Annotated in this window: 15 protein-coding genes and 1 pseudogene; 10 read left to right on the top strand and 6 right to left on the bottom strand. The window is 51.4% G+C overall.

The genetic code is table 11. The features are described 5' to 3' along the window. Nucleotides 1-75 precede the first annotated feature (75 nt). The 5 genes from ACOX7T_RS12340 to ACOX7T_RS12320 all read left to right on the top strand — a co-directional run bounded on the left by ACOX7T_RS12340 (nucleotide 76) and on the right by ACOX7T_RS12320 (nucleotide 4,559). A complete protein-coding gene (locus ACOX7T_RS12340; protein ID WP_433443169.1) occupies nucleotides 76-1,245 on the top strand; it encodes a bifunctional chorismate mutase/prephenate dehydratase in 1,170 nt (389 codons plus the stop codon). After that, nucleotides 1,242-1,742, top strand: a complete 501-nt coding sequence (locus ACOX7T_RS12335; protein ID WP_433443166.1) for a shikimate kinase — start codon at nucleotides 1,242-1,244, stop codon at nucleotides 1,740-1,742. Before ACOX7T_RS12340 ends, ACOX7T_RS12335 begins: the two co-directional genes overlap by 4 nt. Continuing rightward, on the top strand, nucleotides 1,739-2,194 hold the full coding sequence (gene aroQ / locus ACOX7T_RS12330) for a type II 3-dehydroquinate dehydratase (protein WP_433443163.1): 456 nt from the start codon (nucleotides 1,739-1,741) through the stop codon (nucleotides 2,192-2,194). The genes ACOX7T_RS12335 and aroQ overlap by 4 nt, the downstream gene beginning before the upstream one ends. A 75-nt stretch (nucleotides 2,195-2,269) precedes the next feature. After that, entirely contained in the window at nucleotides 2,270-3,127 is an 858-nt protein-coding gene (aroE, locus tag ACOX7T_RS12325) for a shikimate dehydrogenase (RefSeq protein WP_433443161.1), read from the top strand. A gap of 166 nt (nucleotides 3,128-3,293) precedes the next feature. Further along, entirely contained in the window at nucleotides 3,294-4,559 is a 1,266-nt protein-coding gene (locus ACOX7T_RS12320) for an SLC13 family permease (protein ID WP_433443158.1), read from the top strand. 63 nt (nucleotides 4,560-4,622) lie between these two features. Here ACOX7T_RS12320 and ACOX7T_RS12315 read toward each other — a convergent pair. From ACOX7T_RS12315 to ACOX7T_RS12290, 6 genes and pseudogenes are all read right to left on the bottom strand, one after another. Next, nucleotides 4,623-4,769 (bottom strand): annotated as a pseudogene (locus ACOX7T_RS12315) (sporulation transcriptional regulator SpoIIID); the annotation flags it as partial. Then, entirely contained in the window at nucleotides 4,756-6,291 is a 1,536-nt protein-coding gene (locus ACOX7T_RS12310) for a recombinase family protein (protein ID WP_433443155.1), read from the bottom strand. The gene ACOX7T_RS12310 and the pseudogene ACOX7T_RS12315, both read right to left, overlap by 14 nt. A 93-nt stretch (nucleotides 6,292-6,384) precedes the next feature. Further along, entirely contained in the window at nucleotides 6,385-6,564 is a 180-nt protein-coding gene (locus ACOX7T_RS12305; RefSeq protein WP_433443153.1) for a hypothetical protein, read from the bottom strand. Between the two features lie 84 nt (nucleotides 6,565-6,648). Continuing rightward, nucleotides 6,649-7,596, bottom strand: coding sequence for a MobV family relaxase (gene mobV, locus ACOX7T_RS12300; RefSeq protein ID WP_433443150.1), 948 nt, complete (start codon nucleotides 7,594-7,596; stop codon nucleotides 6,649-6,651). A 200-nt stretch (nucleotides 7,597-7,796) separates the two neighbouring features. Beyond that, a complete protein-coding gene (locus ACOX7T_RS12295; protein ID WP_302382183.1) occupies nucleotides 7,797-8,174 on the bottom strand; it encodes a replication initiator protein A in 378 nt (125 codons plus the stop codon). Between the two features lie 110 nt (nucleotides 8,175-8,284). After that, the gene (locus ACOX7T_RS12290) at nucleotides 8,285-8,692 is read right to left on the bottom strand and encodes a cysteine-rich VLP domain-containing protein (RefSeq protein WP_433443178.1); all 408 of its coding nucleotides are present in this window, start codon (nucleotides 8,690-8,692) and stop codon (nucleotides 8,285-8,287) included. Nucleotides 8,693-8,890: 198 nt separating this feature from the next. Between ACOX7T_RS12290 and ACOX7T_RS12285 the strand changes: the two genes are divergently transcribed. The 5 genes from ACOX7T_RS12285 (at nucleotide 8,891) to ACOX7T_RS12265 (ending at nucleotide 13,516) form a co-directional block, all read left to right on the top strand. Continuing rightward, complete coding sequence (locus tag ACOX7T_RS12285; RefSeq protein WP_297232812.1) at nucleotides 8,891-9,703, top strand: helix-turn-helix domain-containing protein; 813 nt, start codon at nucleotides 8,891-8,893, stop codon at nucleotides 9,701-9,703. A 109-nt stretch (nucleotides 9,704-9,812) separates the two neighbouring features. Next, nucleotides 9,813-10,007 carry a DNA-binding protein gene (locus ACOX7T_RS12280; protein ID WP_080906324.1) on the top strand — a complete coding sequence of 65 codons (195 nt, stop codon included), beginning with the start codon at nucleotides 9,813-9,815 and terminating at the stop codon, nucleotides 10,005-10,007. Next, a complete protein-coding gene (locus ACOX7T_RS12275; protein WP_080906325.1) occupies nucleotides 10,004-10,876 on the top strand; it encodes a site-specific DNA-methyltransferase in 873 nt (290 codons plus the stop codon). Before ACOX7T_RS12280 ends, ACOX7T_RS12275 begins: the two co-directional genes overlap by 4 nt. A gap of 1 nt (nucleotide 10,877) precedes the next feature. After that, nucleotides 10,878-11,840 carry an XcyI family restriction endonuclease gene (locus ACOX7T_RS12270; protein ID WP_080906326.1) on the top strand — a complete coding sequence of 321 codons (963 nt, stop codon included), beginning with the start codon at nucleotides 10,878-10,880 and terminating at the stop codon, nucleotides 11,838-11,840. 38 nt (nucleotides 11,841-11,878) lie between these two features. Next, nucleotides 11,879-13,516, top strand: a complete 1,638-nt coding sequence (locus tag ACOX7T_RS12265) for a DUF6119 family protein (protein WP_080906327.1) — start codon at nucleotides 11,879-11,881, stop codon at nucleotides 13,514-13,516. The last annotated feature ends 366 nt before the right edge of the window (nucleotides 13,517-13,882 follow it).

Raw genomic sequence — 13,882 nt, 5'->3', positions numbered from 1 at the left:
GAGCTGCTGGGCATCTGATACGCCAATTCACGGGGGCCCGCGGCTCCCCATTTCATCAACAGGAGTGACCTTTCTATGTCTCAGCTGGAGGAGTACCGAGACCAGATCGACGCCGTAGACCGGGAGCTGGTGGAGCTGTTCCGCCGCCGGATGGATATCACGGCCAAGGTGGGGCAGTACAAGCTGGAGCGGCAGATGCCGGTGCTGGACGCCGCCCGGGAGCGCCGGGTGGTAGAGGCACGCACCGCCATGGTGGAGGACGCCGCTCTCAAGGCCGATGTGGCCGAGCTGTACGCGTCCATCATGGCCATCTCCCGCCGCCAGCAGCGGCGACTGGTCCACGAGGGAACCGAGGACCCGGGCTACGCCGCCTGGGTCTCCGACCTGTCCCGTGCCCGTACGCCGGTGGACAATCCCAGAGTGGTGTACCAGGGAGAGCCGGGGTGTTACAGCGAGGAGGCCGCTGTGGGCTTCTTCGGCCCCCAGGTGAACAGCAGGGGCCTGGCCTGGTTTACCGACGTGTTCGCCGCCCTGGACGCAGGCGAGGCGGATTACGCCGTCCTGCCGGTGGAGAACAGCTCCACCGGCTCCATCCGGCAGGTGTACGACCTGCTGGCCCAGTACCGCTACTACATCGTAGGCGAGTGGCAGGTGAAGGTGGAGCACTGCCTCATGGCTCTGCCCGGCGTAACCCTGGACGACATCCGCACGGTGTACTCCCACGAGCAGGGGCTGATGCAGAGCGAGCGCTTCCTGGACGCCCACCGGGACTGGAAGCGGGTGCCCACCCTGGACACCGCAGGCTCCGCCAAGGAGGTGGCCGCCTCCGGCGACCGCACCGCCGCCGCCATCTGCTCCCGCCGGGCAGCGGAGATCTACGGCCTGAACATTCTGGCCGAGAAGGTCAATTACAACAACACCAATACCACCCGTTTTGTGGTGGTCTCCACGGTGCCGGAGCACCGGAGTGAGCGCAACAAGATCAGCGCCCTCTTCACCCTGCCCCATCAGAGCGGCTCCCTCCACGAGATTCTCACCATCTTCGCGGTGCAGAACCTGAACCTGCTGAAGATTGAGTCCCGTCCTATCCCTGGCCGGAACTGGGAGTACCTCTTTTTCCTGGAGTTCACCGGCGATCTGGACGCCCCCGGCATGGACGGCGTGCTCCATGAGCTGAGCCAGCTGGCGGCGGGCATGCGGATTCTGGGCAACTTCAAGGGCTACGAGCCGGAGGAACAGCCATGAATCTGGTTCTTATCGGCATGCCGGGCAGCGGCAAGTCCACGGTGGGGAAGATTCTTTCTAAAATGCTCTGTATGCCTCTGGTGGATACCGACGCTCTGGTGGAGCAGACGGCAGGAAAGACCATCCCGGAGCTCTTCGCCCAGGAGGGGGAGGCCGCCTTCCGGGACCGGGAGACCGCTGCAGCCCGTCAGGCGGCAGCGCTTGACAACACGGTTATTGCAACGGGCGGGGGGATTATCCTCCGGCCGGAGAACATGGAGGCCCTCGCCGCCACCGGCCTTATCTTTTTCCGTGACCGGGACCTGGAGGACATTGTGGGGGAGGACCATATGGGCCGTCCCCTGGTGGGCAAGGACCCGGATAAGCTGCGGATTCTCTATACACAGCGCATAGACCTCTATCGAAAATACGCTCAGTATACAATTTCCGACACAAAAACAGCGGAAGAGGCGGCGGTGCGCATCGCCGCCCTCTATCGGGAGGCATGTCAGCTATGAAATTTCTCATCCTCAACGGCCCCAACCTGAACCTGCTGGGCAAGCGGGAGCCGGGCATCTACGGCGAGAACAGCTACGAGGCTCTGTGTGCCCGGCTGAAGGCCTTTGCGGCGGACCACGGCTCCACCGCCGAGTGCTTCCAGTCCAACCACGAGGGGGCCATCATCGACGCCATCCACGCCGCCGCCGGGGTTTATGACGCCATTGTCATGAACCCCGGCGCCTTCACCCATTACAGCTACGCCATTCTGGACGCCCTGAAGGCGGTAAGCGTGCCCTGCATTGAGGTCCACATCTCCAACGTCCACCAGCGGGAGGAGTTCCGCCACAAGAGCGTCACCGCCCCCGCCTGCGTGGGCCAGATCTGCGGCTTGGGCCTCTACGGCTACGAGGCCGCCATGGGTTACTTTCTCTCGAGAGAGAAAGTAGCCAAAGAGAGCTTCCATTCATAATTTGCCCGCGTGGGAAAAGAGCCAAGGAGAGCTTCCTTTAAAGAAGCGGCCTGCAATCAACAGGGAGAGATGGACATGAAGGTAGAAGTCACAAACTCCACAAAAAAGCTCTGCGTCATCGGCGATCCGGTGCTCCACTCCAAGTCGCCCCTGATTCACAACACCATGCTCTCCGCCCTGGGTCTGGATTATGTCTACCTGTGCCAGCCGGTGCCCCGGGGGCAGGCGGAGGAGTGGCTCAGGTGCGCCAAATTTACCGGGTACGCCGGGTTCAACGCCACCATGCCCCACAAGGAGGTCCTCTTTCCCCTGATGGACGAGACCGATGAGGATGCCCGTCTGTACCGCGCAGTGAATACGGTATGTATAAAAGACGGCAGAGTATACGGATATAACACGGATGGCCGGGGGTTCGTCCGGGCGCTGGAGGATCTGGACACCACCCCGGCGGACAGGACCGTCCTGCTGCTGGGGGCGGGCGGGGCCGCCCGGGCCGTGGCCCTCAAGCTGGTGCAGCAGGGGGCGGGGGCGGTGTTCGTATGCAACCGGACGTTAGAGAAGGCTGCAGCACTCTGCGCCCACGACCTGCTGGGCCGCCTGGAACCTGCCGGGTTTGACAGCGCCACCCTGCGCCGTCTGGCTGCCCGGGCGGACCTGGTGGTCAACTGCACCAGCCTGGGTATGGAGGGAACCCAGGGACAGTTTGAAGACCTGTCCTTCCTGGAAGCGCTGCCCACTGGAACACCGGTGTTCGACCTGATCTATGCCCCCGCCGAAACGGAGCTGCTCCGCCGGGCCAGGGAGCTGGGCCATCCCACAGCCAACGGCCTTGGGATGCTGGTCTATCAGGCGGTATTTGCCCTGGAGCACTTTACCGACACCACGATTGATGCCGCCGCCATGGCAGAGCTGTTGAAACCTGTCCTTACCTGACAGACACTGGACCGGTCGTTCCCTTTTGCGGAATGGCCGGTCCTTTTGATTTACTTTTCACGCTGCAGCGATTATAATGTCTCTTAAGCGGCCCGGCGATATACTCCGGCCGCCCCTCTCTCCGCCCGGCTTCGGGCGTGGAAATCTGATCCGGGAGCGTGCCGTCATGCATCTTGCCCTTGGAATTTTTCTGGTGACCTACATTCTCCTCCTGGCCTTCAGCAAGTACCGGTCCTATATTGCCGCTGCGTCGGCCATTCTCTTTGTGCTGCTGGGTATTCTGCCTCTGGAGCAGGTGGTGGGGGCCATCGACTGGAATGTGCTGCTCATGATTGGCGGTACCATGGGTACTGTGGCTCTGTTCATTGAGTCGGGTATGCCCGCCCTGATGGCCGACGTGATCATGGACCACATGCCCAATATCAAGTGGGCTGCCGTGGCCCTGTCTCTCTTCGCGGGTATCATCTCTGCCTTTGTGGACAATGTGGCCACTGTCCTCATGGTGGCGCCGGTAGCCATGGCCCTGTGCAAAAAGCTGAAGGTCAACCCGGTGCCCATTATTATTGCCATCGCGGTGTCCTCCAACCTTCAGGGTGCGGCCACCCTGGTGGGAGACACCACCTCCATTCTGCTGGGCAACTACGCAGGCATGACATTCCTGGACTTTTTCTTCTTCCGGGGCCGCCCGGGTATCTTCTGGGTGGTAGAGATTGGCGCAGTGGCCTCGGCCTGCGTGCTGCTCTTCTACTTCCGGCATGAGACACAGCCTGTGTCCGCCGGAAGCCGGACCGTGGTAAAGGACTATGTCCCCACCATTCTGCTCTGCGGTACGGTGGCGCTGCTGATTCTGGCCTCCTTCCTGCCCCACCGCCCCGCCCTCACCAACGGTATCATCTGTATGTCCCTGGCCATCCTGGGCTTTCTGCGCAAGGCGGTTCAGACCCGCTCGGCGGCCCCCTTCGGCCAGCTGGTGCGGGAGATAGATTGGCAGACCCTGCTGCTGCTGGCCAGCCTGTTCGTCATCATCGGGGGCATTGAAAGCGCCGGCGTCATTGACGCCATCAGCCAGCTCTTTGTCCGCCTGGCCGGGGACAATCTGTTCCTCATCTACTCCCTCATTGTGTGGGCCTCGGTGCTCTTCTCCGCCTTTATTGACAACATTCCCTATGTGGCTACCATGCTCCCGGTGGTTCAGGGCATCTCCGGTCTGATGGGTGTGGAGCCCTACCTGCTCTACTTCGGCCTGCTCGTGGGAGCCACCCTGGGCGGCAACCTGACTCCCATCGGCGCCAGCGCCAATATTACGGGTATCGGCATTCTCCGCAAGGCAGGCTACACCGTCACCAATCGTGACTTTATGCGCATTGGCCTGCCCTTCTCCATTATTGCCGTTCTCACCGGCTACATTCTTATCTGGGTTGTATGGCACTGAAGCTCTCTCTCAACATAAAAGCGCCTCCGGCCGTTGTACAGGCCGGAGGCGCTTATCTTTTCCTTATTGTCCCTTATATTTTTTCCTGGTGGCAATGCCGCCCCGGATATGCCGCTCCGCCTTGTTCTCCTCCAGGACCCCCTTCACCTGCTCATACAGCGGGCGGTTAAAGGCGGGCAGCCGTTCCGACAGGTCCTTATGTTTCGTCGTGACGAATTAGAACGGTTTCGTTGAGGCCCAAATCACCGAACAGGCGCAGATAAATATCTACATTCCCGTCCTTGTCCACCTCGATCTTCTGGATGATCCGCTTGAGCTGTGCGTTGGTCATCTGTCGCACATCGGTGATGTCCTCAATTTCCTTGAAAGTCTGTTGCAGGACGCCTTCCAGCTGCTCGCCTTTTGTCAGGTGGTAAGACACCATTTTCAGCTCGTTTTCCAGCCGCTCGATCTCTTTCCGCATCCCGCCGATCTTATCATTGAGTTCCTCGCGGGAGATTAAATCGTCGGCGTACATATCCATATATTTTTGCCGTGTCTTTTGCAGTTTAGCAAGCTGGGCGGTCAGCTCCTTTTCATAGTTCAGGTTTTCATCTTTTGCTTTATAGACCCGCTGGAATTCCCCCACTACATAGCGGATGACATTTTTCTTTGCTTTCAGCAGCCCGGCAAAATATTCCTGCAAAACCTCAATAAGTTCATCCTCGTCCACCGTCACAGCGTTAGGGCAGTTGTCCGCCCCCCGCCCGTTGTGGCCGGAGCAGACCCAGCGGACATAGGTGTTTTTGTAGGTACGGACGGTGCGCCGGAAGGACCAGCCGCACTCCTTGCACTTGATGAGGGTGGAGAACAGGTATTTGTTGCTTTGCCGTTCTTTATCCACTTTGAACGCCTTGCCGCGGGACTGCATGATCTGCTGGGCCCGCTCAAAGGTTTCCGGGTCAATGATCCGCAGGTCTGGCCGCTCCACCACCATCCATTCCGAAGCGTCCTTGTCCGCCCGCTGGCCGGTTAAAAAGTCGGTTACTTCCTGCTTGCCGTTGATGATTTTCCCGGTATAGAGTTCGTTGGTCAGGATGCGGCAGACACCATTTTGGCTCCATTGGCAGTTCCGCTTTGTCCGCAGCCCCCGCTCATTGAGGAAGATAGAGATTTTTGCCGCCCCGTAACCGTCCTTAATATACCACTCATAAATCTGGCGGACAACCGCCGCTTCCTCCTCGTTGATTGCGAGGTTGAAGTAATCCCCGATGGTCTTATCGTACCCATAGACAATGTTGGGGACGCGGCCTTTTTCCGCGTTCATTTTCTTGCCAAATTTTACACGCTTTGAAGTATTGGCGCTCTCCTCTTGGGCCAGGGCCCCAAAGATCGTCAGCACAAATTCGCTGTTGCCCATGCTGGTCATGTTGGCGGTCAGGAACTGCGTTTCAATCCCCAACGCTTTCAGTTTGCGGACATTCTGCAAGAGATCCACCGTGTTCCGGGCGAAACGGGAAATGTCCTTGACCACCACCATGTCAAAGAGGCCATGTTCCGCATCCGCCATCATACGCAAAAACTCTTTTCGGTTCTTGATTTTCGTCCCGGAAATACCTTCGTCTGCGTAAAGGCGCACAAGGTTATCCCCGGTGCGTTTGGTATATTCGGAGAAGAATTCTTTTTGCGCTTCCAGGCTGTTGAGCTGATCTTCTTTATCGGTGGAAACGCGGCAGTAAGCGGCGATGTTCATAGCAAAACCTCTCTGTTAAAATAAAACCGTTCTGTTACATCCCTATTTTATCATGTGCTGTTTTAGATTGCAATAGGGAAAGGGGCGCCCCGCTTATGCATGGCACCCCTCGTTATCCTTTTCGCCGGAACCATCCACCGCATCTGCGGCAGACTGTATGGCAAGCTGTACCTTTTCCTGGTTTGCTTCCATAAAGATTTTCAGTAAGTAATCGGCGGTAGCTGCCGTCGGGTTAGGGTTATGGAAGCGGTAATTGAGTTTCCTCTTTTTCACAGCAGCATTCCCACCTCCCTCTTGCTGCCTGTCCTTTGTCCATGTCTATGAAAACAAGGCGGAAAATAGTACCTGATAGGGTTGTCAAAGATCATGCCCCTGGTAGGGTCGCTGTGCCTGCCCTAATTCCCTGCGGATTTCCGGCGGGATGCGGTCAAGCAGCCGTTGCATATCGTGCAATTCACTTTCCAGCTTTGCCCGCTCCATGCGGTCTTTCATCTTCCCGCTTTCACTGGCCTTCGCCCTTGCTTCCAGCTTTTGATTTTCTTCCAAAAGGTCTTTGATCGTGATCTTGTACTTTTTCAGCTGCCCGGAGAAGTCCTCCATCTGCGGGAACCACTTTTTCAGCAGGGAGAGGGCTTCTTCCTTTTTCTTTCCGGCGTTCAGCGGGTTCATGCCGTCAAGGATGGCTTCGATGGCTCTGGCCTGTTTGGAGAGGGAAACCGCCTGCTTGAAAAGCCGGGTGGGGATATGCTTCCGGCCTGTCTTGCTGGCGCTCTCCCCACGCTCCAAATCCGGGTATTTCTCCACCATGTAGGCGTGAAAGTCATCCTGCCACTTCGTCAGGTTTGCCCGGTTGCCGATGATTTCTTTGGCGCACAGGCGGTTGTCCTTTGTCAGCGGCACAAAGGTCAAATGCAGGTGGGGCGTTTTCTCGTCCATGTGTACCACAGCCGACACGATATTTTCCCGGCCTACCCGGTCAATGAGGAAATCCGCTGCCCGCTGGAAAAACGCCTGTATTTCCTTTGGGGATTTCCCTTTGAAAAACTCCGGGCTGGCGGTTATCAGCGTATCGACAAACCGTGTACTGTCTTTCCTTGTCCGGCATCCGGCCTGCTCAATTCGGCTCTGAATGAAGTGGTAATAGCGTCCCTCCGGCTTGACGATATGGAAGTTGTACTTGCTCTTGGCGGTGTCAATGTCGGGATTGCTGGCATACTGCTCTTTCTGCCGTTCGTGATGGGCTTCCAGCGGCCTTGCCGGGTTGCCCTTGTGCTTCTCAAAACGCAAAATTGCGTGTTGTGCCATGAAACTCCTTTCCCCATTCCTTTCCCATCCGGGGTTTTCCACAGGGAAAATCCTGCCAGAAATAGCTCGGATAGGATTGGAATGGATAGAATCTAAATCAATCTCTTAATCTTTGTATTTCTATATACCGTCCGGTTTCCGTACTTCTCAAGGGTGATTTCCGTACTTCATGGGTACAGTTTTCAATCCTCCGGCGTACCCTAACCGGATTTCTTGAAGTCGGTGTTTGAAACCGCTTCATAGGATTTTGGGTAAATGCGGTTGGGTTTTCCACAGCCCTGCTTCTGGATCTCCACCAGCCCGGCGTATTGCAGTTCCCGCAGGGTATTCACCGCCTTTTGCCGCCCACAGCAGAGCAGGTCAACCACCTCGCAGATGGGATAATACAGATAAATCCGCCCGTACTCGTCCGCCCACCCATTTTTCCGGGATAACTCCGCCCGTCGCAGGATAAAGGCGTACAGTAGCTTTGCCTCGTTGGATAGAGGCTGGAATGTAGGGGCTTCAAAGAGAAAATTGGGGAGCCGGGTGAAGCTGAACGCCTGTTCCGGCTGATGAATGTAAATCGTGTTTGTCATAGCGTGTTTTGTGGACGGTTAGAAGCCCGTTTTCCGGGGTGGGCGATAGTTTATACCACCCGCCCCGGTTTGGGGCCTGTGAAGCCTGATAAATCAAGGCTTTTTTGCTCCTAACTGTCCACACAAGACCTCCTTTTCCGTTCACTTTCTGTTTTCTGCCGCCTGTGAACTTTGGCGGCGCAGCCGGGGCAGTATTTAGCCCGGTTGGATTTGGGGACGAATACGCCGCCGCAGACTGCACAGCGTTTCAAGTCCTTATCCCGGAAAATCTCTGCTTCCAACGCCCCGTCCAGCGGCAAGACCGCCCACCGGAACCACTTGCAGCAGACCGAGAAAGAAACCGTCTGCGGGCAGGTGCAGGCGTCCCCATCGTCAAGGGCAATACAGTTGCCGTCTTCACAGCAACAGCACTCCCGGCGTATCAGGGCGCTTGCCCGTTTCCGCTGCGCTGGTGTCATGCGGTAAAGGGAACCGTCTGGCCTGCGTCCCAGCGGCGGCAAAGTTTTGGTAGGATGGATGCTGACCCCTCTTTTCTTGTTGTATTCAACCGGTTGTGAGATCAGTTTATCATGAAAAAATGCAATTCCCGTTTTTCTGCGGGAATTGCATTTATGCCATCGTGTAGACCTTCAAAATTGTAAATCTGCAATTACTGCTATTCCTAAATGTGGAATGGTGTGGTAAACTGAAAGAAATACAGGCAAGGAGGGGGAAATATGGCGGCAAAACAGTTTGAGGAACATCCAGGCGACCGGATTGGCGATTTGAGGACGAACCTGGGGATGACAAAGAAAGAATTGAGCCGGAAAACCGGGATCGATGCATCCCAGATCACCCGCATTGAAAATGGCAGCCTCAAAACTATCAGCAGCGATTATCTGATAAAGCTGGCAAAGGAATTGAAAACATCTACGGATTATATCCTGGGTCTTACCCCTGTCAGCGTCCCGAAAAGCTATGATATTTCTGAACTGGGCCTGTCTAATGAAGCGGTTAAAAGGCTTGTCACGGGCGCTGTCGATGTACAAATCCTCAATCGGTTGTTAGAACACAGGAATTTCCCCAAACTGATAGATTTGATACGGATATATTTTCAGGACACGGCAGCAAAGGGGATAATGGCACGAAACCAGATTATCGAGATGGCAACGGCTTCCCTGTCTGACCTGATGAAAGAACACCCGGAATATCGGGCAGGAGCAAAGCCGGATTTGCAGCTTTTGAACGCCCAAAAGATGGGGGAACATGAAGCGGAGATTGAAAAAATCAAGAATGTGTTCCTTACCATCCTGCGGGATATTAAAAAAGATATGGATAGCGGTGGACAGCCGGGAGAAGTAGCCACCGCCGCAATGCTTCAAACCATGAGGGACGCGCTGGCTGGGCAACAGCAGGAGCCGGTGTCAATGGACGATGTGACTGCGATGATTGCTAGGCAGATTGGGCAGATTATCCCAATGGATGAGGAAACAGCAGAGGAGTTTCAACGATTGGCGATAAAAATGATAGAACAAGTGCGAGACACCTAAAAATGTATTCGTTTCCTATCAAAAGAATCCCTTGTGTAATTTCGCTTAAACGAATATAATATAGACAGTTAATAGCTTCTCCCCCAAAAACTCTGCTGAGGTAATATAAATGAACGGATATATTACGGTTCAAGAAGCGGCACAAAAATGGGGAATAACCCCGCGCCAAGTTCAGATTCTCTGTAAAGAAGAACGTATAATTGGAGCAACTCGAATGAGTCGCATCTGGGTTATTCCAGAGAATGCAGAGAAACCGACAAAAAAACTAAAGAAACAATATCGTATGTTTAAGGAGCAAAAATGAAAATGGGCGATATTACATATAAAAAAATTACAACAACCCCTATTAATCTCGATAACTCGATTATAATTGAAAGTGATGCTATACTTGCTTTACAAAAACTTCCATCGGCTTCAGTGCAGTGCATTGTTACTTCACCGCCATATTGGGGACTTCGAGATTATGGTATTAAAGGTCAAATTGGCCTGGAGGAAAAATTACAGCAGTACATTAATAAATTAGTATCTGTTTTTGCTGAAGCAAAAAGAGTTTTACGAGATGATGGTGTGTTTTGGTTAAATATTGGTGATGGGTATACTAGCGGAAATCGTGGGTATAGAGCACCTGACAAAAAGAATCCAGCTAGAGCAATGAGTGTTCGTCCCGACACTCCAGAAGGATTGAAACCAAAAGATTTGTTAGGAATTCCGTGGAGGCTGGCCCTAGCCTTACAAGCTGATGGTTGGTTTTTGCGTAGTGATATTATTTGGAACAAACCTAATGCTATGCCAGAAAGCGTGAAAGATCGGCCAACACGTTCCCACGAATATGTTTTTATGCTTACAAAAAAAGAAAAATATTATTACGATTACCAAGCCATAAAAGAAAATGGACGCAACAAGCGCACAGTTTGGAATGTAAACACCGCGCCGTTTGCAGAAGCCCACTTTGCAACATTCCCTCCTGCTTTGATAGAACCATGTATTCTTGCCTCAACTAAAGAGAATGATTTTGTGCTTGACCCATTTTTTGGTTCTGGAACAGTTGGCGTTGTTTGTCAAGAATTTAATAGACAATTTGTTGGCATAGAGTTAAACGATGAGTATGTTAAAATTGCAAGAACACGATTGGATATTTTAGAACTTCCAGTGTTGAAAGTTGTAGGTGAATAAGATGGCAATAATATTTGACTTGCCCAATACCCAGGTCGGTTTTGCTAATACATTGAAAGAATTACGAGAGACGTTTCTTCAGGATGCCTTGGCTACGACAGTTGCAGTAATGGAAATTAATATACTTGATTCAGAGCTACATGAGTATGTTAACAATGGTTCGCTACAAACTCTTGCCACGCATGGAATGAGAGGCGAATTATTGTTTGCGGTTCCAAGTATTTTGGAAAAGAACCCTAGATTACTGGGCTATTATCGTCTTTTGCTAGGTTACAGTCAAAAAGGCTTTTACACTGCCGCCACTGGCGCAGGGATGTTCAAATCATTAGAGGAAAAGGGCTCCCTTTCGCAAAAGCAACGTAGTGCTCTACCAGAATTATGCCGAGCATTAAATCTCAGTGCAAAATATATGTTGGAGCATCTTGAGGACCAAATGATCAGTTCCGGATTCTTTGATCAGTTGACCCTTTTGACATTGGGACCACAACTTCGTGGCGGGGCTAATGTCCAAAAAGGGACTTCTGCTATTTCACAAGTATTCGATGTAGTTTATCAAATTGTAAGCGCATCTGTTGTTCGCTCTAACTCAAGATGCATTGAATTAAAGAATAATTCAGGCCGTACCGTATACATACAATTTGCAGCTGATCCCGATATTGTGATAAGGGAAGAATTAGCAACAGACAAATACCGAAATTTAGTTGCAATCGAGGTTAAAGGAGGACAAGACTACTCGAATATTCACAACCGAGTGGGAGAGGCCGAAAAAAGCCATCAGAAGGCAAAAAAAGATGGTTATGTAGAGTGCTGGACAGTAGTTAATGTTGACCGCATTGATATGAACATGGCACAAAAAGAATCTCCGACTACAAACAAATTTTACCGAATATCTGAACTTTTGAATCAAAGCAGCGCTGAATATAGAGATTTTTCGTTGCAAATTTTATCTATTGCAGGCATTTAACCTTCACTAGATATTATTTGCAAAAACGAGGTGTTGGTATGCCACGAAAGAGAGACGATAAACCGCTCTATGACTACAATATATACCGCATTCTTCCAGAAAAAGCAGAGAGCTTCAAGTCGTTCTTGGAAGATCGAAGATTTGAAGAAATACCATTGAAACCGGAGTGTATTCAAAACCCCTCTGGATATACATTTACCCTCATGTTTTGCGATAAAGACAACCGAAAGGGCTCTCCTTGGGTAAATTTATTATCCACCTGTACCGAATGGGATTTGAGCCAAGAATTAAAAATATATGGAGCAGCCTTAATTTGTTATAGGGAAGACTCTTGTTTTGTTGTTTCTTATGGCAATGCACACTTTTATGTGAGCGATTATTGTGATTTTAATTTTGGAGTGGCTGTTGCAGAACGACTAATTGATTTAGACCAGGTTCGAGCACAACAAAATATTTCTCATGGTAGCAAGCTAAGTAAAATGCACATGGATTACTTGGGCGGTACAGTGCTGTCCTATCGTAGCGGAGAGATACCTACCTATATTCGAGGAACAAGTCTTGATCCAGAGTTATGGGGAACTACTATTAACTGCGGCACCTCTGCACAATTCAAATGGGAAGAGAAGCCAACTGAAATCGGCGAAAAATTGAATCTCCTAAATGAAATAATAAAAGCAGATAGCTCGATTTCTCTACCGAGATTAACTTTTTTGGATGTAGAAGAAGATGCAGAAAAAATTGAAAGCCTTTATCATCAATTAGCTGTTGCTATTGAGCAATATGACGGAGCCGCTAACGATGGAAACTTAATAAATGTTCCATCTTTCTACATGATGGGAACACGGCTAATACAGAACGATTCTGTCCGTTTCAAATTAAGCTGTAATCATAAAAGCCTTGAATTCGATGGTGAATTATCCATAACTGCAATTAATGAGTTTGTTAGGGAAAAAGAATTTGCGCTACAAGAAGTAATTCAGAAAATTAACATCTCTATTGAATACGCCAATGATGCATGGACAAACCGCAAACCTATCACGGAGTATCTGGAATTTATCACAGAAGATAATTTTTGCTTGCGCAATGGCAAATGGTGCTCCTTTAACATTGCATATCTTGACCGTATCTTCCAAGAAGCCAAAAGGGTTGCTTTTATAAATCATTCTCAAGACGAGTTTGCACTATCTAAAGACGATGTCATTCAATTTGCAAGGGAAAACGGTTTTTATGACGAAACAAACAGCAGGCAACCATATGAAACTTTCTACAATCAGAACATTTCGCAGCTGATAGGGGCAATTTGTTTACACCCGCGAACCGTACCTGTTGATCCGGAAGGTAATGGCCGATACAGATATGAAGTGTGCGACTTTTGCAAGGATCAGACCCTATACTTTGTGAAGATAGGAAAGCCGAATGATTTTGCGTATGCCATTGACCAAGCTATGCTGACACTCGAAAAATGTGAAGCAGGTATGGGTTCTTTAACATTGCCAGGAGATTTAGCTGTTTCTCCCACAGAGTTTAGAATGGTATTAATCTTTGATGGGCGTGCTAATATGGTAGAAAAATGGGAAGATGTTTTTTCTATCAATTTCCTTATCCATCTAACAGAATTGAAGCGGCGTTTGAGCAGTACAGACATATCTCTTACAATCGATTTTGTTTACTGGTGAGTTTTATATACCTGCTGCCACTCCCGAAACCGCCCAGCTTTTTGCTCACCCCTATCCGCAAAAACCTGTCCGTTTTCCTGCCGGGCAAAGTGAGCGTTTCCATCCGGCGAAACTCTCATTTTACCCGCCAGCCGTGACAGCAGGTATAACACACTACACTTTGCGTTGCAAAGTCGTGTGCCAAAGGGGAAGCCCCTTTGGAAACCCCGATTTTGTCGGGAAGCTGGTACAGCCTGCATAGGTGCAGTTGTACCCCTTCCTTCCAAAACGAAATAGGCGGCATAGGTCAGCCCGTCCCCGGTGCTGATCTATGCCGCCTATTTGCTTATATGGGCGCTTACTGTATCGCCCATATCAACCGTTCTA

The organism is Pseudoflavonifractor sp. (genome assembly GCF_050943825.1).
GTDB lineage: Bacteria > Bacillota > Clostridia > Oscillospirales > Oscillospiraceae > Pseudoflavonifractor.
This window is presented reverse-complemented; position numbering and strand designations above follow the sequence as displayed.

Coding starts and splice junctions, on each gene's coding strand:
- ACOX7T_RS12340 (WP_433443169.1), top strand. CDS start 76: ATGTCTCAGCTGGAGGAGTACCGAGACCAGATCGACGCCGTAGACCGG.
- ACOX7T_RS12335 (WP_433443166.1), top strand. CDS start 1,242: ATGAATCTGGTTCTTATCGGCATGCCGGGCAGCGGCAAGTCCACGGTG.
- aroQ (WP_433443163.1), top strand. CDS start 1,739: ATGAAATTTCTCATCCTCAACGGCCCCAACCTGAACCTGCTGGGCAAG.
- aroE (WP_433443161.1), top strand. CDS start 2,270: ATGAAGGTAGAAGTCACAAACTCCACAAAAAAGCTCTGCGTCATCGGC.
- ACOX7T_RS12320 (WP_433443158.1), top strand. CDS start 3,294: ATGCATCTTGCCCTTGGAATTTTTCTGGTGACCTACATTCTCCTCCTG.
- ACOX7T_RS12310 (WP_433443155.1), bottom strand. CDS start 6,291: ATGAACATCGCCGCTTACTGCCGCGTTTCCACCGATAAAGAAGATCAG.
- mobV (WP_433443150.1), bottom strand. CDS start 7,596: ATGGCACAACACGCAATTTTGCGTTTTGAGAAGCACAAGGGCAACCCG.
- ACOX7T_RS12295 (WP_302382183.1), bottom strand. CDS start 8,174: ATGACAAACACGATTTACATTCATCAGCCGGAACAGGCGTTCAGCTTC.
- ACOX7T_RS12285 (WP_297232812.1), top strand. CDS start 8,891: ATGGCGGCAAAACAGTTTGAGGAACATCCAGGCGACCGGATTGGCGAT.
- ACOX7T_RS12280 (WP_080906324.1), top strand. CDS start 9,813: ATGAACGGATATATTACGGTTCAAGAAGCGGCACAAAAATGGGGAATA.
- ACOX7T_RS12275 (WP_080906325.1), top strand. CDS start 10,004: ATGAAAATGGGCGATATTACATATAAAAAAATTACAACAACCCCTATT.
- ACOX7T_RS12270 (WP_080906326.1), top strand. CDS start 10,878: ATGGCAATAATATTTGACTTGCCCAATACCCAGGTCGGTTTTGCTAAT.
- ACOX7T_RS12265 (WP_080906327.1), top strand. CDS start 11,879: ATGCCACGAAAGAGAGACGATAAACCGCTCTATGACTACAATATATAC.